Source organism: Aliiglaciecola litoralis (genome assembly GCF_039523355.1).
Classification (GTDB): domain Bacteria; phylum Pseudomonadota; class Gammaproteobacteria; order Enterobacterales; family Alteromonadaceae; genus Aliiglaciecola; species Aliiglaciecola litoralis.
Window position 1 is genome coordinate 96,442 of sequence record NZ_BAAAFD010000007.1, and the last position, 18,253, is coordinate 114,694.

The 18,253-nt window shown below is 44.7% G+C and carries 19 protein-coding genes; 11 read left to right on the forward strand and 8 right to left on the reverse strand.

The features are described from left to right. Window positions 1–71: 71 nt before the first annotated feature. The 3 genes from clpB to rluD form a co-directional block, all read right to left on the reverse strand. Window positions 72–2,642, reverse strand: coding sequence for an ATP-dependent chaperone ClpB (clpB, locus tag ABD036_RS12670; RefSeq protein WP_343860462.1), 2,571 nt, complete (start codon window positions 2,640–2,642; stop codon window positions 72–74). 106 nt (window positions 2,643–2,748) lie between these two features. After that, window positions 2,749–3,501, reverse strand: coding sequence for a peptidoglycan editing factor PgeF (pgeF, locus tag ABD036_RS12675; protein ID WP_343860464.1), 753 nt, complete (start codon window positions 3,499–3,501; stop codon window positions 2,749–2,751). Further along, on the reverse strand, window positions 3,494–4,477 hold the full coding sequence (gene rluD / locus ABD036_RS12680; RefSeq protein ID WP_343860466.1) for a 23S rRNA pseudouridine(1911/1915/1917) synthase RluD: 984 nt from the start codon (window positions 4,475–4,477) through the stop codon (window positions 3,494–3,496). The genes pgeF and rluD overlap by 8 nt, the downstream gene beginning before the upstream one ends. Window positions 4,478–4,625: 148 nt before the next feature. On the opposite strand from rluD, the gene ABD036_RS12685 reads away from it, so the two are divergent. Further along, window positions 4,626–5,393: an outer membrane protein assembly factor BamD gene (locus tag ABD036_RS12685; RefSeq protein ID WP_343860468.1), complete on the forward strand. Its 768-nt coding sequence runs from the start codon at window positions 4,626–4,628 to the stop codon at window positions 5,391–5,393. A gap of 75 nt (window positions 5,394–5,468) precedes the next feature. Here the strand turns inward: ABD036_RS12685 and ABD036_RS12690 are convergent, their stop codons facing one another. From ABD036_RS12690 to ABD036_RS12700, 3 genes are read right to left on the reverse strand one after another with little or no spacing between them, the layout of a single operon-like run. Next, window positions 5,469–6,125, reverse strand: coding sequence for a ChrR family anti-sigma-E factor (locus ABD036_RS12690; protein ID WP_343860470.1), 657 nt, complete (start codon window positions 6,123–6,125; stop codon window positions 5,469–5,471). Next, the gene (locus ABD036_RS12695) at window positions 6,118–6,732 is read right to left on the reverse strand and encodes a sigma-70 family RNA polymerase sigma factor (protein ID WP_343860472.1); all 615 of its coding nucleotides are present in this window, start codon (window positions 6,730–6,732) and stop codon (window positions 6,118–6,120) included. The genes ABD036_RS12690 and ABD036_RS12695 overlap by 8 nt, the downstream gene beginning before the upstream one ends. Before the next feature lie 55 nt (window positions 6,733–6,787). Next, window positions 6,788–7,369, reverse strand: coding sequence for an LON peptidase substrate-binding domain-containing protein (locus ABD036_RS12700; RefSeq protein ID WP_343860474.1), 582 nt, complete (start codon window positions 7,367–7,369; stop codon window positions 6,788–6,790). 152 nt (window positions 7,370–7,521) lie between these two features. Here ABD036_RS12700 and ABD036_RS12705 point away from each other — a divergent pair, with 152 nt between their 5' ends. Genes ABD036_RS12705 through ABD036_RS12735 form a run of 7 tightly spaced genes read left to right on the forward strand, consistent with a single transcriptional unit; the run spans window position 7,522 to window position 12,994 of the window. After that, window positions 7,522–7,944: a nuclear transport factor 2 family protein gene (locus ABD036_RS12705; protein WP_343860476.1), complete on the forward strand. Its 423-nt coding sequence runs from the start codon at window positions 7,522–7,524 to the stop codon at window positions 7,942–7,944. Then, window positions 7,941–8,660, forward strand: a complete 720-nt coding sequence (locus tag ABD036_RS12710) for an SDR family NAD(P)-dependent oxidoreductase (RefSeq protein WP_343860478.1) — start codon at window positions 7,941–7,943, stop codon at window positions 8,658–8,660. The genes ABD036_RS12705 and ABD036_RS12710 overlap by 4 nt, the downstream gene beginning before the upstream one ends. Before the next feature lie 8 nt (window positions 8,661–8,668). Then, window positions 8,669–9,943: an NAD(P)/FAD-dependent oxidoreductase gene (locus tag ABD036_RS12715; protein ID WP_343860480.1), complete on the forward strand. Its 1,275-nt coding sequence runs from the start codon at window positions 8,669–8,671 to the stop codon at window positions 9,941–9,943. Then, window positions 9,943–10,668 carry a DUF1365 domain-containing protein gene (locus tag ABD036_RS12720; RefSeq protein WP_343860687.1) on the forward strand — a complete coding sequence of 242 codons (726 nt, stop codon included), beginning with the start codon at window positions 9,943–9,945 and terminating at the stop codon, window positions 10,666–10,668. The genes ABD036_RS12715 and ABD036_RS12720 overlap by 1 nt, the downstream gene beginning before the upstream one ends. A gap of 8 nt (window positions 10,669–10,676) precedes the next feature. Beyond that, on the forward strand, window positions 10,677–11,930 hold the full coding sequence (locus ABD036_RS12725) for a class I SAM-dependent methyltransferase (RefSeq protein ID WP_343860482.1): 1,254 nt from the start codon (window positions 10,677–10,679) through the stop codon (window positions 11,928–11,930). A 59-nt stretch (window positions 11,931–11,989) separates the two neighbouring features. Further along, a complete protein-coding gene (locus ABD036_RS12730; RefSeq protein ID WP_343860484.1) occupies window positions 11,990–12,436 on the forward strand; it encodes a chalcone isomerase family protein in 447 nt (148 codons plus the stop codon). Next, window positions 12,437–12,994 (forward strand): DUF3833 domain-containing protein, encoded by a 558-nt coding sequence (locus ABD036_RS12735; RefSeq protein ID WP_343860486.1) that lies wholly within the window; start codon window positions 12,437–12,439, stop codon window positions 12,992–12,994. A gap of 10 nt (window positions 12,995–13,004) precedes the next feature. On the opposite strand, the gene ABD036_RS12740 is transcribed toward ABD036_RS12735, so the two are convergent. Together ABD036_RS12740 and pomA are read right to left on the reverse strand one after the other, a co-directional pair. Then, window positions 13,005–13,931 (reverse strand): flagellar motor protein MotB, encoded by a 927-nt coding sequence (locus ABD036_RS12740; protein WP_343860488.1) that lies wholly within the window; start codon window positions 13,929–13,931, stop codon window positions 13,005–13,007. Between the two features lie 2 nt (window positions 13,932–13,933). Then, window positions 13,934–14,698 carry a flagellar motor protein PomA gene (pomA, locus tag ABD036_RS12745; RefSeq protein WP_343860490.1) on the reverse strand — a complete coding sequence of 255 codons (765 nt, stop codon included), beginning with the start codon at window positions 14,696–14,698 and terminating at the stop codon, window positions 13,934–13,936. A gap of 387 nt (window positions 14,699–15,085) precedes the next feature. Between pomA and ABD036_RS12750 the strand changes: the two genes are divergently transcribed. From ABD036_RS12750 to dxs, 3 genes are all read left to right on the forward strand, one after another. Continuing rightward, a complete protein-coding gene (locus tag ABD036_RS12750; RefSeq protein WP_343860492.1) occupies window positions 15,086–15,331 on the forward strand; it encodes an exodeoxyribonuclease VII small subunit in 246 nt (81 codons plus the stop codon). Window positions 15,332–15,339: 8 nt separating this feature from the next. Then, entirely contained in the window at window positions 15,340–16,227 is an 888-nt protein-coding gene (ispA, locus tag ABD036_RS12755) for a (2E,6E)-farnesyl diphosphate synthase (protein WP_343860494.1), read from the forward strand. A gap of 68 nt (window positions 16,228–16,295) precedes the next feature. Next, window positions 16,296–18,161, forward strand: a complete 1,866-nt coding sequence (dxs, locus tag ABD036_RS12760) for a 1-deoxy-D-xylulose-5-phosphate synthase (protein ID WP_343860496.1) — start codon at window positions 16,296–16,298, stop codon at window positions 18,159–18,161. Window positions 18,162–18,253 lie beyond the last annotated feature (92 nt).

Here is an 18,253-nt window from a genome sequence, read left to right on the forward strand (position 1 = left end):
AAAAAAACGACGAGCCTAGCTCGTCGTTTTTGTTTAGCAGCCCCTATCAGAAAGGGTGAAATCAGACTTGATCAGCCGATCACTAATTGCTCACCGTCTAAATCAATTCTAATCGTTGATTCAGGAGGCAATTCACCGGCCAGTAACTTCTGCGCCAAGGGGTTTTCAATTTCCATTTGAATTGCCCGTTTCAATGGCCTTGCACCATAAACGGGGTCAAATCCAGCTTCTGCAATTTTTTGCAATGCGGCTTGAGATAGTTCCAATTTATAGCCTTTTTCATGTAATCGCTGACGCAATGAGAGCAACTGGATTTTAGCGATGGCTTTGATCTGTTCAATGCCCAATGGATGGAACACCACAATGTCATCTATGCGGTTAATAAACTCAGGTCTAAATTGTTGCACTACTACGTCCATGACCCGTTTTTTCATTTCATCGTATTGACTTTCTTGATGGTGATCTTGGATTACATCCGAGCCCATATTCGATGTCATGATCACAACCGTATTTTTAAAATCAACCGTACGACCTTGACCATCGGTTAGGCGACCATCATCCAGTACTTGTAATAAAATATTAAATACATCTGGATGGGCTTTTTCTACTTCATCTAACAAGATAACCGAATAAGGTTTACGACGCACCGCTTCGGTTAAATAGCCGCCCTCTTCGTAGCCAACATAGCCAGGAGGGGCGCCCACCAGCCGCGCCACCGAGTGTTTTTCCATAAACTCCGACATATCGATTCGAACCATGGCTTGCTCGGTATCAAACATGAAACCGGCTAGCGCCTTGCACAGTTCGGTTTTACCCACCCCTGTTGGTCCTAAGAACAAGAAAGAGCCAATGGGTTTACTTGGATCAGATAACCCTGCCCGTGAGCGTCTGATGGCATTAGAGACCGCATTGACCGCTTCAGTTTGACCGATAACACGGCTGTGTAAAACCTCTTCCATACGCAACAGTTTGTCTTTCTCGCCTTCGAGCATCTTACTCACAGGAATGCCTGTCCAGCGTGATAGCACGTCGGCTATTTCGTTCTCTGTGACCTTGTTTTTGAGCAATTGCGTTTCTGCTTGCTCAGCCTCGGAGGCTTGTTCAAGCTTTAGCTCCAATTCGGGAATACGGCCATATTGTAGTTCTGACATGCGGTTCAGATCAGAGGCTCGGCGCGCTATTTCTAGGTCTAGCTTGGCTTGCTCCAACTCAGATTTAATGGTCTGCGTGCCTTGCATGGCATTTTTTTCTGCTTTCCAAATCGCTTCTAACTCGCCGTATTTATGCTCAGCTTGCTCTCTTTCCAATTCAATCAGCTCTAAACGCTTGTGACTAGCATCGTCCTTTTCTTTTGAAAGTGCCTGTTCTTCCAGTTTCAACTGGATCACACGACGTTCCAAACGATCCATATCTTCGGGTTTGGAGTCCATTTGCAACCGTATGCTAGATGCCGCTTCATCGATGAGATCAATAGCTTTATCCGGTAATTGACGATCTGAAATATAGCGGTGCGATAAAGATGCTGCGGCAACAATGGCAGGATCGGTAATATCAACCGAGTGATGCAATTCATAGCGCTCTTTTAAACCGCGTAAAATAGCGATGGTGTCTTCAACACTTGGCTGATCGACCTGCACTTTTTGAAAACGCCGCTCAAGCGCTGCATCTTTTTCAATGTATTGGCGGTACTCGTCTAACGTAGTCGCTCCTACACAATGCAGCTCACCTCTAGCAAGAGCAGGTTTGAGCATATTACCGGCATCCATTGCGCCCTCGCCTTTACCTGCGCCTACCATGGTATGTAGCTCATCAATAAAGAGGATGACACGACCTTCTTCTTTGGAGAGTTCATTAAGCACAGCTTTGAGGCGCTCTTCAAATTCACCTCTGAATTTAGCGCCCGCAATCAAAGAGCCCATATCCAGTGACAGCACACGTTTATTCTTAAGCCCCTCAGGTACTTCTGAATTGATAATGCGTTGCGCCAGTCCTTCGACTATGGCTGTTTTACCCACGCCGGGCTCGCCAATTAATACGGGATTATTCTTGGTGCGACGCTGCAATACTTGGATTGTACGGCGGATCTCTTCGTCACGACCGATTACCGGATCGAGTTTGCCCTGTTCGGCCCGCGCGGTTAAATCAGTGGTGTACTTTTCGAGTGCTTGACGGACATCTTCGGCATTTTGATCGGTGACTTTTTGTCCACCGCGCAACTTCTCAATACCTTGTTCAATTTGCGATTGCGTGATGTTCAGTTGCTTGAATATGTCACCCAAGCGACCTTTATCCTCAATTGCCGCGAGTACAAATACCTCAGAGCTAATGTATTCGTCTTTGCGCTTCTGCGCTATTTTGTCACTGAGGTTAAGCAGTACTACTGAGTCTTTGCCAAGCTGCACATCGCCGCCAACACCATCCACTCTAGGTAAGCGTTCAATGGCTTCAGACAATGAAGAGCGTAATGCGTTGACATTAACACCGACACTATCAAACAGCGGACGTATTGAACCACCTTGCTGGTTTAACAAGGCCGTCATCAGATGCACAGGCTCGATATATTGATGATCGCGCCCTAACGCAATTGATTGTGCGTCAGAGATTGCCATCTGAAATTTACTGGTAAATCTATCTAATCGCATATTGGTTTTCCTAAAATTTTGATTAATAGATTAATGGGTACAATTTGTGACCGATTCAAGTTGTAAGACAAATTATCTTGATCAAGATCAGTCATTTACGATTGTTTTAGCGAAGGTAAATGCCACTGACAATGCGGCCAGTTCGCTGTTGTTGATGATGTTGCGCATGACGGTGAGAAAAAAATAGTTGATGGTTGGCATAAGTACAAATATCACTATTGGTGATATCAGTGATTCCCGAATGAAGACAAATTGCCTGCACAATCTGGAATAAATCACAGCGAAACTTACCTGCCTCTGCGTCTTTTACAAAGGCCGAAGCATATTGAGCAAGTGCTTGCTTTACCTCTTGACCCACTTGAAAATGCGATTGACTGATATGCGGTCCGACCCAGATTGACAAGTTCGATGGCTCGCAAGGCAAAGCGGCTAGGGTGTTTTGCAGAACCCCATTAGCTAATCCTCGCCAACCGGCATGCACTGCCGCAACGCAACTGGCATCTTTGCTGGCAATTAAGATGGGTAAACAATCGGCCGTCATAACCGCACAAACCAGATGCTTTTCCCGGCTAATACTGGCATCGGCTTTAGCCGGTTCAAGGGACAAAAAATAATCTTGGGATATAGGTACACAGCGAGCACTGTGGACTTGATTCAACCACGCGATCCTGTCGCTATTGGGCAAAAGCGCGCGGTTGGCTGCCACATCCATAGGATCATCACCTACGTGTAAGGCCAGATTGAACGCATCAAAAGGTGCAAGACTGCTGCCGCCCTGTCGGCAAGTGTAGAATGCAGCTATGCCGTCAGGGAGTGACCAGTCAGGCGCTAAAACACCTGAACATGTCGTATCAGTCATCGGCCATGCCGTGCAATTCTGTGTCGGCTTTTAATACTTGTAACAAAGCCACCATGTCATCCGGCAAAGGCGCTTGCCAGCTCATCCACTCGTTGGTAATCGGGTGAGCCAGTTCCAACTGAATAGCGTGCAGTGCTTGACGTTTGAACCCTCTGAGCATATCAATCATTTCCTGCGAACAGGCTTTTGGAAGTCTGGGGCGTCCGCCGTATAAGGCATCCCCCACCAGAGGGTATTTCAAATGTGACATGTGCACGCGAATTTGATGGGTGCGACCACTTTCCAGTTTCAACCGCAGGTGGGTGTGAGCACGAAACTTCTGCTTTACTCGATAATGGGTTGCGGCAGGTTTGCCCGACTCTCTAATCGCCATACTGGTGCGCTTAGTCGGATGACGTCCAATAGGCGCATCTATCAAACCTCCCGCTACTAATGTGCCACAGGCAACGGCTTCATATTCTCGACTAATTTCTCTGGCTTGAAGGCGCTCAACTAAATGGGTTTGCGCTGGCACCGTTTTGGCGACCACCATCAAACCGGTGGTATCTTTGTCTAATCGATGCACAATGCCTGCACGCGGCACGCTTGCAACTTGGGGGGCATGGTTGAGCAATGCATTTAACACCGTCCCACTGGCGTTTCCAGCGCCAGGATGCACGACCAAGTCGGCCGGTTTATTGATCACCAGAATGTGTTCATCTTCATAGACAATGTTTAATTCAATGTCTTGGGCAACATGACTTTCTTGCACTTCCAACTGTGCTTGAATATCAATTTGCTCTTCACCAAAGATTTTTTCGCGCGGTTTATCACAAACACTGCCGTTTATTTGTACATTTCCAGCTAAGATCCACTCTTTTAAGCGGGATCTTGAATAATCAGGGAACATTTCGGCCAAAGCCTGATCTAATCGTTTGCCTAATAAAGATTCGGGAACGGCTGCGCTGAGTACTATCGATTGATGGTCAGTTGGCATGTAGAGATAAGTCCTGTTAATGTTTGAAGGCAATAATAAGTGCATCCCGTGGAGTGCTAAGGTAGAATGCCACGGATCGAAAATGACTAATATGAGAGTTTAGCGGATTTTTTAGTTCGGCTAAATCCCTACAACGAATAAGAGTAACATGATATTTAAACGCCCATTCCTCAAGCTGTTGGTTTTGATTTCTATCGCTACCCTTTATGGATGTTCGTCTTCGCCAGATGACGAAGAAATTTTATTACAAAATCGCAGCGAAAGTGCTCTTTATGAGCAAGCTAAACAAAGCATGTCGCAAGGAAACTTTAATGTCGCTTCAAATATACTAAGTGCCCTTGATTCTAGGTTTCCCTTTGGTCCCCATTCTCATCAAGTGCAACTCGATTTAATTTATTCGTATTATAAAATCGGTAAAACAGACGAAGCGCTTGCGACTATTGATCGATTCGTTCGCCTTAATCCAAATCACTCTGACGTCGATTATGCATTATACATGCGTGGTTTGACTAATTTAGATGCAGATAAAAATTTATTTCAGGAATTGGTCGGTATTGATCGTTCAGATCGTGATCCGAGCCGCTCTCGACAGGCGTTTGACGATTTCAGACGTTTGATTAACAAGTTCCCTGATAGCAAATACGCCGCCGACGCTAAAAAACGCATGGTGTTTATTAAAGATCGTTTGGCCAAATATGAAATTGAAATTGCCAGATTCTATATGCGTAGAGAAGCATATGTAGCGGCCGCCAATCGCGGTAGATATGTACTTGAATACTATCCTGATTCAAGTGAAATTCAGCAGGCACTGGAAATCATGGTGGAGTGTTACGACCAGCTTGAGCTAGAAGAGCTTAAGAAAAACGCGTTGAAAACCTTACGACTTAATTTTCCTAACAGCAACTATGCAAGCTAATTTCGAATCTAAGTAGTAAGATTTGAAACAGACCTAAAAAAACGCGCTTATGCGCGTTTTTTAATGTCTTTATTTTCAGAAAAATAGATGACTAAACGGATTGAGCAACCTTGCCACACCAGAGGTAAAGTGAAGCGGCGCATCCACAATTGAGAACACTAAACAGCCTTCGCTGGCCTCTGAATAAGGCGCATGAACATTGGTGTTATCCATCAAAATGAAATCACCTGTGTCATAGTTTGAAATACCATCGCTGAACTCACCGTCAATCACCAAAGTGAGTTCGGTTCCTTTATGAGTGTGTTCAGGCACTCTGCCATTTTTCTGCATATAGATAAAGTTAGCCTTGCCCATTGGACCTAAGTCGACCGGAGCTTGCCACAGATTACCTAACAAATGAGAAAAGTTGCCTGTCTTATTCACATACTTACGCAACGCTCTTGGCAGTTTGAACTGACGACCATCAAGTTCAATGGTTTGATCTTCCCGTGGGATTGAAAAACCGTCTGCCGCCGGCAATAGTGTAATCTCAGACAACATATTACCAAAGTCACATTCGCTGACGTCTGATTCGATTGCGCTCTCTGCAATTCGTGCCTCAATTACATTAATGTGCTTTTGACACAACGGACACATATCAGTGTGAGCAGAAATGACCAAAGCCATTGCTGGAGTGCAGTTACCCTCAACAAATTCAATAAGCTGTAACTGAGTGGGATGAAAACTAATCATGATCTTTCAACATCTCTTTTAATCTTTGTAAAGCGAGTCGCGTGCGCGACTTTACAGTACCTAAAGGTATATCTAATTGGTCCGCAACTTCTTGTTGAGACTTTCCTTCCACATAAATGGCTTCAATAACGACACGTTGCTTCTTCGGTAATTCGGCGAACATTGAACCAATTTGATGAAGTTCAATTTGTTCATCTAACGGCACTTCATTAACATCGGCAGTATGTTCACACAGCACTGGCCACAAATCATCCGAACAGATATCTTCTTTTCTGTTTTGCTGCTTCCTAAGCATGTCGAAACGAATGTTTCTTGCTATGGTGAAAATCCACGTCGAAGGCGAGCCTTTTTCGGCGTTAAATAAGTGCGCTTTTTGCCAAACGTTGGCCATGGTGTCTTGCACCATTTCCATCGCGAGCGCTTCATTGCCTATTTGTTTGAGCGCGTAAGAGCGCAGACGTGGTGCAAAATAACTAAATACTTTAGAAAACGATCGCTTGCAGCGATTCTCAGCAACGGTGGCTAAGTACTGAGACATTTCTTCAGCACACTCTTTTGGTTTAGGAGTGGCTGTTCGGCTTGTTTCCACTGGAATTCCAACTAACATGCGCTCTACCCTTATTTCGGTTCATAATAGTATTACGCACAGTAAACGATAAGGATCACTCTACCAGTTGAGAAAGAAATTCCAAAGCAGTGCGGCAATCTTTTTCTTCAAGGAAGGCTTGCTTTTGTTCTGCATTAACAGGTAACAATTCGAGCCAGCGATATATCACCCAGATAGGATTATCGAACTCTGGGCTAGGATAGAGATTTTTTACTTCAGGATATTTTTCGAATATTTCTCTGAGCCTAGCATCCATTGGGGTGATTGTTTCGGCGTCAATAGCACACTTCCAATTGTCCTGCCAACGGCACTGACCTATTCGCAAACCATCTTCTTCTGTGGTGATGGATTCAATGCGAATACAGCGATGCCCTTTGACTGTGATGCCAAGTAACCCATCATCAAGTAAATCGAAATCTTCGACGGTAACATAGGTCCCCAACGGATAAATATGCTGATTATTACTCTTGTCACCTTGAGCGTTGAGCATGCAAATGGCAAAGCCTGTACCGTTCGCGCACGCCTCTTTCACCATTCTGACGTAACGCGGCTCGAATATCCGCAATGACATCACACCGCCCGGCAGCACGTGCGCAGATAATGGAAACAAGGGTAATGACAAAGTACTAGTAGCCAATTCATTCATCCAAGAGTGAAAATATATAAACCTATACGGCATAATAATTAGTTTAGATCTTAACCACCAATAACTATTTTCATCATCCAGAGATGATCCCATTCCCTTTGTTTTGGGTAATTTACCTTATCTAAGTTCAATTTGAGGCCATTATGCAACTAATAGATGCATTTGAGCGCTTTTACACTAATGTTAGTTTAGACAGTCTCGAGCAGCTCGGTACTATCTATGCCGAAGACGCGACCCTTATCGACCCTATTATGCAGCACCAAGGGTTAGATAAAATCAAGCGATACTTTCGCAATATGCTTGAAAATACGCGCAAGTGTCATTGTGCAATTCAACATGTGACCCAGCAAAATGATACTGTGTTTGTCACATGGAAAATGACCATTGCGCATCCGCAGTTAAATAAGGGACAAGATATTGCAGTAAACGGGATTAGCCAACTGGAGCTAGCGGCCAATAAAATTGTTTTTCATCGTGACTACTATGATTTGGGTGAAATGATCTATGAACAAGTGCCCGTGCTCAAACATGTGGTCAAAATGATCAAAAAAAGGATCGGCGAATGAGTTCAATATTAATCACCGGCGCCACCTCTGGAATTGGCAAAGCACTGACAAAACTGTGTGCAGCAAAAGGATATTCCGTCATTGCTTGTGGCCGCAATCAACACGTGTTGGATGAACTCGCGCAAGACCCAAATATACAGACATTGACGTTTGACGTAACCGAGCTAGCGCAAGTAAAAACCGCATTGCAAGACGTTAAAGTAGATATTGCCGTACTCAATGCCGGCGTGTGCGAATATGTCGATGTCGAAGACTTTGAAGCGGACATGTTCCAGCGGGTTTTTAGCGCCAACTTTTTTGGCGTTGTTAATTGCGTCAATGGCTTGCTCCCAAACATGACCAAAGGTAATCAATTAGTTGTTGTTGATAGCTTAGCTCGATTACTCCCCTTCACTCGAAGTCAGGCTTACGGGGCGAGCAAAGCGGCGGTGCACTATTTCACTAAAAGCATGCAAGTCGATTTAGCTGGCACCGGCATTATCGTACAAAGCGCCTCGCCTGGGTTCGTTGAAACTCCATTAACTGACAAAAACGATTTTGAAATGCCGATGAAAATACCGGTAGAGCAAGCGGTTGAGGCACTGCTCGATGGCATTGAAAAACAACATGCTAGTATTTATTTCCCGAAAGGATTTAGCTTGATGTTGCGCATTCTGTCTATTCTACCCAGTTGGTTAAAAGTCGCTATCAGTAAAAAGTTTAAAAATAAGCAGTGAGATAATAAATGAAAAAACGGATTGCGATCATTGGCACCGGCATATCAGGTATGACATGCGGATACTTGTTACATAAACAGCATGACATCCAATTATTCGAAGCAAATGATTACATTGGCGGGCATACAGCAACCATTGATTTTCAACTCGACGGAAAACAGTACGCGATTGACACCGGCTTTATTGTGTATAACGACTGGACCTATCCGAATTTCATCAAACTGTTGAATAAATTAGGTGTTCAAGGCCAAGCCACTGAAATGAGTTTCAGTGTCAAAAATTTAGCCGAAAACTTAGAGTATAACGGCAATACCATCAACAGTTTATTTGCTCAACGACGCAATGTTTTACGCCCTAAATTTTACCGGATAGTGCGTGATATTGTTCGCTTTAATAGGCTTTGTAAGTCAATTTATGAAGACAAAAGCGTTGATGAGATTGGTGATAAAACCTTGGGTGCGTTTTTGCAAGAGCAGCATTTTAGCGAAGACTTTTGCCACAATTATATTTTACCGATGTGCGCTGCCATTTGGTCGGCTACGCTAAAAGATATCAAAGGCTTTTCACTGGCCTTCTTCTTACAGTTTTTTAAAAATCACGGGTTATTAAATATTACCGATCGCCCCCAATGGTACACTATTGTGGGCGGTTCTAAGCAGTATATAGAACCGCTGACTCAGGGCTTCAAAGGTAAAATTCAACTCAATAGCTCAGTGAAAAGCGTGTGCAAAACGGCCAACGGTTACCAAGTTACTGTAGTTAATCAGGCTCCAGCACAAGAGTTTGATGAGGTGATTTTTGCTTGCCACAGTGATCAGGCGTTATCGATGTTGGCTGAACCTAATGAGGCGCAACAATCGATTTTATCCGCCATGCCGTATGCGATGAATGACGTGGTTCTGCATACCGACACCAGCGTCTTACCTAAACGCAAGCTGGCGTGGGCAAGTTGGAATTATCTATTAACTGGCGATGATAACGAGCAAACGGCGCCAACATCTTTGACCTATAATATGAATATTCTACAGCGTCTTGAAAGCGAGCATACGTTTTGTGTGACGCTGAATAATACTGTTCACCTGGAGTCGGATAAAATCATCAGGCAATTTAAATATGCTCACCCTCAATTTAGCTTGGCCAGCAATGCAGCACAAAAGAGACGTGCTGAGATATGTGGGGTAGCGGGACTGCATTTTTGCGGAGCCTACTGGTACAACGGTTTTCATGAAGATGGCGTGCGCAGTGCATTAGATGTATGTCAACGATTTGGGCAAACCTTGTGATTGACAGCGCCTTGTACTGTGGTGAGGTATTTCACGTAAGACATGTGCCGAAAAAGCATGCTTTTAGCTACAACATCTTCTTGTTCTGGTTGGCGCTAGATGAAATTGACCACCTTTGCCAAACGGTACGAGGAATATCGCGTTCGCGGTTTTCAATGATCAGATACAAGCGTTCCGACTACCTTGGTGATCCACAAAAAAGTCTACAATCAGCGGTGTTAGAACGTATGTCTGAATTAGCTGATAAGCCCTTGTCAGGCCGAGTCTTTATGTTGGGCCAGATGCGCATGTTTGGTCTGTACTTCAGTCCTGTGAATTTCTACTATTTACAGCAAGATGATGGACAGTTTAGCCACCTTCTTGCGGAAGTTAGTAATACACCGTGGAATCAAAGACATCACTATTTAGTTGATTTGAATGATCAGCAAGATTGTCAAAAAGCGTTTCACGTTTCCCCCTTTAACCCAATGGATATGCAGTATCACTGGAATGTAAGACAACCAGGTGAGCGCTTGGCGTTGGCGTTAAGTTGTAGTAAAGGCGAAAAACACTTTGACGCACGTTTAAGTTTACAACGCAAATCACTGAACTCAAATTCACTTTTGCGCGTAGTAATGAGCATACCGAGCATGACTGTTAAAACCCTAGTTGGTATTTATTGGCAGGCGTTTAAATTGTTTTTAAAAGGTGTTCCCGTTTACGGGCACTCTCAGAACAAGAAATAGGACAACACATGTTACCAAGCGAAAACACATTAGTTCAGTCTGAGACAATGTCTTGGCTAGATCGTTTGTCACGAGCAATATTGCTGAAAATATTCAGTCAGTTGCCAAAAGGACAAATGGTCATAAAGGAGAAAGGTGTGCTAGTAGACAGATTCGGAGACCCGGATTCTGATCTGCACGCTGAAATCAATTTCCTTGATTTAACAGCCTATCGAAAACTGTTGTTTGGCGGTAGCGTAGCATCCGGTGAAACTTTCACTGACAATTTATGGGAGACACCCAACCTCACCGATGTGATCCGCATTTTTGCGCGAAACTTGCCTATGCTTGATAATTGGGAAGCCAAGATGGGTTGGTTAGCAACCCCTATCCGCAAAATCAGTCATTTGAAAAACCGAAACTCGAAATCCCAAGCAGAAAAGAATATATCCGCCCACTATGATTTGGGTAATCGACTTTATACGCGGTTTTTGGATAGCAGCATGATGTATTCCGCAGCCATCTATCCAGACGCAGATACGACCCTTGAACAAGCGCAACAAATTAAACTCAAAGCGATATGCGATAAATTGCAGTTAAGTGAACAGGATCATCTAATCGAAATCGGTACAGGCTGGGGCGGATTAGCCGTATACGCTGCAACTCACTATGGTTGTCGCGTAACCACAACCACCATATCCGAAGAGCAATACCAGTACGCCAAAGAGGCGGTTGCTCAAGCAAATCTTGCACACAAGGTGACGCTACTCAAACAAGATTATCGCTTGCTAGAAGGACAATATGACAAGCTGGTATCGATAGAGATGATAGAAGCTGTCGGTAAAGAATACCTGCCTAACTTTTTTGAGAAGTGTTCGTCTTTGTTGAAACCCGATGGGCTGATGGTACTGCAATCTATCACCATTGATGATCGTCGTTTTGACAGTTACAGCAAAGAAGTCGACTTCATCCAAAAGCACATCTTCCCCGGCGGCTTCTTACCTTCGCAATTTGAATTAAATCGTCACTTAAAACGCTATACCGACATGATGATCCGCGATATGCACGATATCGGGCTTGACTACGCGCGAACATTAAATGATTGGCATCAGCGCTTCTTAAAGAACGTGGAAGTGCTGTGCAATGATGGCTACGACGAGCGCTTTGTGCGCATGTGGCGTTACTACTTAAGTTACTGTGAGGGTGGTTTTTTGGAGCGCACTATCAGTACGGTGCAGTTGGTCATTAGCAAGCCGCAACATGCGGCTAGTCTGCAGAGATAGTTATGTTTAGATTGCTGTTTGCTCAGACTTTGTTTAGTTGCCTATTTATTGGAAATGTTATGGCTAACCCTATCGGAAACTTACAAAAAGTTGGCAGTGCTAAACTCGAAATGTACTTTTTCGATATTTATTACTCCGAGCTTTACAGTGCTAATGGTAAATATCAGCCAGGACAATATCCACTTGCCCTTCAAATTCGCTATTTACGCGACATAGAAGCCATAGATTTAATCGAGAAAACCGCAGAAGAATGGCAAAAATTAGGATTCTCTCGTGATAAAACGGCTCCGTGGTTAGTGCAGCTTGATACCTTGTGGCCAGATATAAAGAAGCACGACGTATTGACACTGGTCGTCAATAACGGTGGCAGCAGTGAGTTTTATTTTAACGACAAATCAATCGGTAAGGTAGAGGACACTGAGTTTGGTGCTCACTTCCTCGATATCTGGTTGGATGAAAACGCTAGCTACCCGAAACTTCGTAAAAAACTAATTGGTGAAAAATAAATGAAGCGCATTCAGATTGGCCTGTTAGCAGGTGCACTTATGGGCCTATCGGCCTGTTCAACGTCCTTAGAGGACTACCAAAATACGTCTCCAGAGTTTGATTTAAAAACCTACTTTAATGGTGAAGTCACGGCTTGGGGAATTGTTCAAGATTATACGGATAAAACCACGCGGCGTTTTTGTGTAGATATTGTCGGCACATGGCAAGGCAATACCGGGCAACTTCACGAGACTTTTTACTTCGCTGATGGTCAAGAGCAGATCCGAATATGGGACTTGGAGATTGATGCGAACGGCAAGGTAACCGGCTCGGCTGGAGATGTGATTGGCATGGCCAGTGGTTCGGCACAAGGCATGAGTTTTAATTGGCAATACACCCTGCGTGTGCCTGTCGATGGCAGCGAATACGATTTAGCCATAGATGATTGGATGTTTCTTATGGATGAGCATCGTATGATGAATCGCTCTTACATGAGTAAATTGGGCATCGGTGTGGCTGAAATATCTATCTTTTTCGACAAAACACCGCCGGTACGTAAATGCCCCACATTAGACTAAAGAGCAGTGGTTACTCTTCATCAATCACCGAAATCGGATTCGAATACATGGGTTTACCTTGATTGATGGCAATTTCCACGCGCCTGTTGCGATTACGATCCTCTGCTTCGTTTGACAAAGGCGCGGTATCTGCTTTACCCACAACCACCATGCGCTGCTCGTCAAAACCATCGGCTCGCCTGATTTCTTCTGCCACTGCTACTGCACGCTGCGCGGATAAATCCCAATTTGAACGATATAGCTCGTTCGATATTTGCTGACTGTCACTGTGGCCTGATATCTCAATTTCACCGGGCACATCGGCAAGCAACTCACCAATACTTTTTAAAATGGGCCTAAATTGTGGTTGTAAAAAGGCCGAACCTGCGGAGAAGGAGCCGTTTTCTCTTATTCTAATAATGATCTGCTGACCTAAAGATTCCATCTCAATTGACCCATCGAGTATTTGTTTTTGCAGCTGCTGAGCCACTTTTTTCATTAATTCATTGGTTTGTTCTTGGCTAGCTTGTTGCTGGGCGGTAGCAGATGCTTGATCAGTCGCTGTTTGCTGCGCTGCGCCCCCGCGCTGTTCACCGCGCTGTTTCTGTCTGCCCCCTGCGGAGTCTTCATCACCGGCTTGAAACTCCAGCATCTCTTGGGTCATATCGATAGTTTGTTGCTGAATGTTTTCGATTGGAGTGGGATCCGGTCTGCCTGGACGGAACTCCATGGCAATCACACTGGTACCCTTGGGTATGTCTTTGACTTCTATTTTATTTTGTACACCAAAAGCAAACTTCATTGAGCCGGCAATTTGTTTGAATTTCAGCACATCCATTTCAGAAAATGCCAACAACAAAACAAAAAAGCACATTAATAATGACATCAGGTCAGCAAAGGTGCCCATCCATGCTGGCAATCCCTCGGGAGGACATTTGGGGCACTCTTCTTCAGCCATGATTAATCATCCTCGGCTGCATTGCCGCGTTTACTCTCAGCCAGATAACTCTTGAGGATCCCTTCGATAACGCGTGGGTTTTGACCATCGGCTATACCGATGATGCCATCAAGCACTAGGCTTTGATTTAACTTTTCTTCAACGGCGCGATTATTCAGTTTTACCGCCATAGGCAGACAAATTACGTTGGAGAAAAATGCGCCATACAGGGTTGTCAGCAAGGCTACCGCCATCGCCGGACCTATCGCTTTAGGATCATCCATGTTGGACAACATGGCTACCAAACCAATCAAGGTCCCGATCATGCCCATAGCAGGTGCAACATCTCCCATGCCTTTATAAATAGTCGCACCGAACTCGTGTCGTTCGGTGGTCATAGTAATGTCTTTGGAAAGTGTGTCTCTGACCACGTCAACATCATGGCCGTCTACCAGCATGTCGACGCCCTTTTGCATAAACGCGTTTTCAATTTCAGCTTCTTCGAGCGCCAAAAACCCGCCTTTTCTTGCTGCATCTGCCATTTCAACGATTTTTTGAATTAGCACATCAGGGGATTCAATTTTAAACATAAAGGCTTTTGCGCCAATTTTACCAGCACCAAAAAATTGGCCTAACGAAAATTGCGATAAAACCACAAATAAGGTTCCACCGAACACAATTAATATTGACGGAACATTCATAAACATACTGAGGTCGCCGCCCATTACCATGGCCATGACAACAAAGCCAATGGCGCCGAGCATACCTATCAGAGTTGCTAAATCCACACTGTTCTCCCAAGACTCCGAATCACTAAGCGAAAGTACTTACGATGTTACTCAGTCTTCCGCCTGATACTCACTAAGCTGCTGAATTATACAAATTTATCGACTGCCAGCCGTGAATCTAAAGGGATATTTACTCACGACACCTCTGCAGCGCACAAAACATAGCATATCCCAATCAACTGAGGGAGAAAACGATAACTTTTCAATTTTACAACTCCCTTTGTAATCTTCAATGACAAGTTCTGATAGTGCTTAACGTCACTCTGTTGTCTGCCTTTATCGCTGCACACTACATTGCATGAGGCCAAAATCGATTGACCCAAATTGGTGCCTCAGGTATCTTTCCCCCCCTTCCTGAAAGCAGATTAATAAGGACAGTCATCCCAAATGAGCGATAACCAAGGCAACAGCCAACAGTCATTCGAAGAAGCCATGCTGGAATTAGAAAAATTAGTCGCTGAAATGGAAACCGGAGATCTACCATTAGAGCAAGCGCTATCTAAGTTTGAGCGCGGAATCGCACTCGCTAGAACGAGTCAAACCATGCTTAAAAAAGCAGAGCAACGAGTTCAGGTACTCACTCAGCAAGGTGATGATGAGTCACTGCAACCACTCAGTGATCCTCAAGCATAGTCTTTGTCGTGTTAACCGAAAAACAACAACAATACCAAGCACGCATCAATCAGCAGATCTCACAACGTCTAGATGGGCTGGGTGATCATGCCCCTCGCCTGAAACAAGCGATGCAATATTCCATGCTAAATGGCGGCAAACGTATGCGCCCCTTTTTAGTCTATGCCACTGGCGAAATGTTAGGTGCCGAATTAGTTGATTTAGATCCCGTTGCATTAGCCATTGAGTGTATCCATGCCTATTCATTGGTGCACGATGATTTACCCGCAATGGATGACGACGATTTACGCAGGGGCAAACCGACGTGTCACATTGCCTTTGACGAGGCCAGTGCAATTTTAGCCGGCGATGCATTGCAGACATTAGCGTTTGATATTATTGCCAATGCCTCCTTCACTCAAAATGGTGCCGAGCTTAATTTAAAGTTACTTAAAATCTTATCAAATGCCTCTGGTTACCAAGGGATGTGTGGCGGCCAAGCTATGGATTTAGCGGCAACAGGGGCATCGATTAGCCAGACTCAGTTGCAACATTTACACAATTTAAAAACAGGCGCACTCATTAAAGCCTCGGTCGACATGGCTGCCTGTTTGTCTGCTAAGATTGACGCACAAACCAACAAATTACTGGATGAATTCAGCTCAGCTCTGGGCTTGGCCTTTCAAGTACAAGACGATATTCTCGACGTAGTCGGCGACTCACAAACACTGGGTAAACCTCAAGGATCAGACCAAGCGCATAATAAGTCGACCTACCCTGCGTTACTAGGTCTTAGCGGTGCCAAGGATTATTTGCATCAACTTCATCAACAAGCACTTCACGCCTTGGACGCTTTACCTTACAATACCCGGCTATTAAAAGAATTTACGCAATTCATTGTGCAGCGCAATTATTAGTTTGCGAACCACATAAAAGGCACGCTTTAGGCTATTAGCCACATTTAAACACGTTTATTAGGCAAATAATGACACTTGATTTAGCTCACTACCCAATCCTTGCCAAGGCAAATACGCCAGAGGAGCTCAGAAAACTTCCACAGGAGCAGCTAAAACAGTGTGCTGATGAGCTGCGCCAATATTTGCTTTCTTGTGTCAGTAAAAGCAGTGGCCACTTTGCCTCAGGGTTAGGCACTGTCGAGCTTACAGTGGCGTTACATTATGTATACAACACCCCTTTTGACCGACTCATCTGGGATGTAGGTCACCAAGCTTATCCGCACAAAATACTCACTGGTCGCCGAGAAAAAATGACTACCATTCGCCAAAAGGATGGTTTGCACCCATTCCCATGGCCTGCAGAGAGTGAATACGACACCTTTGCGGTAGGTCACTCTTCCACATCCATCAGTGCTGCCCTAGGCATGGCTGTGGCAGCAGAAAAAGAAAACAAAGGTCGTAAAGTCGTTGCGGTTATCGGTGACGGTGCAATGACAGCGGGCATGGCGTTTGAAGCGTTAAATCACGGCGGTGACATAGACAAAGACTTGCTGGTTGTACTGAACGATAATGAAATGTCGATTTCTGAAAATGTCGGCGCATTAAACAGTCATCTAGCGCGGTTACTTACCGGCACCTTTTTCAACTCCATTCGTGATGGCGGCAAAAAGTTACTGAGTAATGTGCCTCCGATTAAAGAATTTGCCAGCCGTGCAGAAGAACATATCAAAGGTATGGTTGTTCCGGGCACTATTTTCGAAGAGCTGGGTTTCAATTACATTGGTCCAATCGATGGACATGACGTCAAAGGAGTAGTAGATACTTTGCGTAATATGCGCAGTATCAAAGGCCCTCAAATACTCCACGTGGTCACTAAAAAAGGCAAAGGGTTTGAATTAGCCGAAAAGGACCCGATAAAATTTCATGCCGTGCCAAAATTTGATCCTAAATTATCTGGATTACCCAAAACCGCACCGGGCAGCCCTTCTTTTTCCAAAGTGTTTGGTGACTGGTTATGCGACATGGCGGCGACAGATCCTAAACTCATGGCAATTACCCCTGCCATGCGTGAAGGCTCCGGTATGGTCAGGTTTTCGCAAGAATACCCCGAACAATATTTTGATGTTGCCATTGCTGAACAACATGCGGTGACCTTCGCGGCCGGATTGGCCAAAGACGGTTTACACCCCGTTGTCGCTATTTACTCAACCTTTTTGCAACGTGCCTATGACCAGCTGATTCACGATGTAGCACTGCAGAATTTACCTGTGCTGTTTGCCATCGACCGAGCTGGCGTAGTGGGCGCCGATGGCCCTACGCACCAAGGCGCATTTGATATTCCGTTCCTACGCTGTATCCCCAATATGGTGATCATGGCACCAGCAGATGAAAATGAATGTCGCCAGATGCTTTACACTGGTCACCAATTGCAACAACCTGTGGCGGTGCGTTACCCGCGAGGGACAGGCTCAGGTGTTGATATTCAGCAAACCATGACGGCTTTGCCAATCGGCAAATCAAGGACGCTACGCAGCGGCAAACAAACCGCTATTTTAAACTTTGGCACACTGTTACCCTTCGCCAAAGCAGCAGCTGAGGAGCTAGACGCTACCTTAATTGACATGCGCTTTGTCAAACCGCTAGACACAGACATCATCAACTCACTGTGTGCAGATCACGATCTATTAGTGTCATTAGAAGATGGCGCTATCATGGGCGGTGCTGGCAGCGCAGTTGCAGAGTATTTACTGGCCAGCAAGCATGCCACCAAATTACTGCAAATAGGCTTGCCAGATAGTTTCATCATGCAGGGAACGCAACAAGAGATGTATCAACAACACGGTTTAGACACACAAGGTATTGTCAGCAAAGTAACGGCGTTTAGAGCTCCTTAACGCCATTGAAGCTTGGACTAAATAGTTTAGGTGTAATGTTAAAAATTGATATGCGGTTGTTAGCTGCCGTTTTAAATATCAGTTAACTACTA

Excerpts from the sequence above, each read along its gene's own strand:
- rluD (WP_343860466.1), bottom strand. The coding sequence starts at position 4,477 with ATGCCAACTGACCATCAATCGATAGTACTCAGCGCAGCCGTTCCCGAA.
- ABD036_RS12705 (WP_343860476.1), top strand. The coding sequence starts at position 7,522 with ATGCAACTAATAGATGCATTTGAGCGCTTTTACACTAATGTTAGTTTA.
- dxs (WP_343860496.1), top strand. The coding sequence starts at position 16,296 with ATGACACTTGATTTAGCTCACTACCCAATCCTTGCCAAGGCAAATACG.
- ABD036_RS12695 (WP_343860472.1), bottom strand. The coding sequence starts at position 6,732 with ATGTTAGTTGGAATTCCAGTGGAAACAAGCCGAACAGCCACTCCTAAA.
- ABD036_RS12730 (WP_343860484.1), top strand. The coding sequence starts at position 11,990 with ATGGCTAACCCTATCGGAAACTTACAAAAAGTTGGCAGTGCTAAACTC.
- ABD036_RS12725 (WP_343860482.1), top strand. The coding sequence starts at position 10,677 with ATGTTACCAAGCGAAAACACATTAGTTCAGTCTGAGACAATGTCTTGG.
- ABD036_RS12710 (WP_343860478.1), top strand. The coding sequence starts at position 7,941 with ATGAGTTCAATATTAATCACCGGCGCCACCTCTGGAATTGGCAAAGCA.
- ABD036_RS12685 (WP_343860468.1), top strand. The coding sequence starts at position 4,626 with ATGATATTTAAACGCCCATTCCTCAAGCTGTTGGTTTTGATTTCTATC.
- ABD036_RS12750 (WP_343860492.1), top strand. The coding sequence starts at position 15,086 with ATGAGCGATAACCAAGGCAACAGCCAACAGTCATTCGAAGAAGCCATG.
- ABD036_RS12740 (WP_343860488.1), bottom strand. The coding sequence starts at position 13,931 with ATGGCTGAAGAAGAGTGCCCCAAATGTCCTCCCGAGGGATTGCCAGCA.
- pgeF (WP_343860464.1), bottom strand. The coding sequence starts at position 3,501 with ATGACTGATACGACATGTTCAGGTGTTTTAGCGCCTGACTGGTCACTC.
- ABD036_RS12690 (WP_343860470.1), bottom strand. The coding sequence starts at position 6,125 with ATGATTAGTTTTCATCCCACTCAGTTACAGCTTATTGAATTTGTTGAG.
- ABD036_RS12735 (WP_343860486.1), top strand. The coding sequence starts at position 12,437 with ATGAAGCGCATTCAGATTGGCCTGTTAGCAGGTGCACTTATGGGCCTA.
- ABD036_RS12715 (WP_343860480.1), top strand. The coding sequence starts at position 8,669 with ATGAAAAAACGGATTGCGATCATTGGCACCGGCATATCAGGTATGACA.
- clpB (WP_343860462.1), bottom strand. The coding sequence starts at position 2,642 with ATGCGATTAGATAGATTTACCAGTAAATTTCAGATGGCAATCTCTGAC.